Below are 461 nucleotides of genomic sequence, written 5' to 3'. Positions count from 1 at the left end.
CTGCCCAGGCTTACGACGACGCCGTCGCCCGCCTGCTCGGCGACACCCGTCCGATGCGCTTCACCCAAGTGGAAAAGAAGGGCTTCTTCAGCAAGATTTTCGGAGGCTGAGCTCATGGGTCTGTTCGACTTCCTGCTGGCCAAGAAGCAAACCGCCGCGGTCGCCAAGGACCGCCTGCGGATCATCGTCGCGCACGAGCGCGCCGGCCGCGGCGGCCCGGATTACCTGCCGATGCTGCAGCGCGAACTGTTGGAAGTGATCCGCAAGTACGTCAACGTCGACGTCGAAGCGGTCAAGGTCGATGTGGTCAAGGAAGGCCAGCACGACGTGCTCGACATCTCGGTGGCGCTGCCCGACGCGCCCGGCTCGACGCCGGCGCAAGCCTGACGCACAGGCGGCCGACCTCCCGGCCGCCGCGCGTTGTTTCGCATCCACGCGATCCCCCTGGAGCGGCGCAAGCC

Annotated in this window: 1 protein-coding gene; it reads left to right on the top strand. The window is 67.0% G+C overall.

From position 1 onward, the window contains the following. Nucleotides 1-114 precede the first annotated feature (114 nt). Entirely contained in the window at nt 115-387 is a 273-nt protein-coding gene (gene minE / locus JQK88_RS35655) for a cell division topological specificity factor MinE (RefSeq protein WP_074863478.1), read from the top strand. Nucleotides 388-461 lie beyond the last annotated feature (74 nt).

Origin of the sequence: Mesorhizobium caraganae (genome assembly GCF_016836705.1) — a bacterium.
Lineage (GTDB): Bacteria > Pseudomonadota > Alphaproteobacteria > Rhizobiales > Rhizobiaceae > Mesorhizobium > Mesorhizobium caraganae.
The sequence above is the reverse complement of the archived record's forward strand: the minus strand, read 5'-3'. Positions and strand labels throughout refer to the sequence as shown.

Excerpts from the sequence above, each read along its gene's own strand:
- minE (WP_074863478.1), top strand. The coding sequence starts at position 115 with ATGGGTCTGTTCGACTTCCTGCTGGCCAAGAAGCAAACCGCCGCGGTC.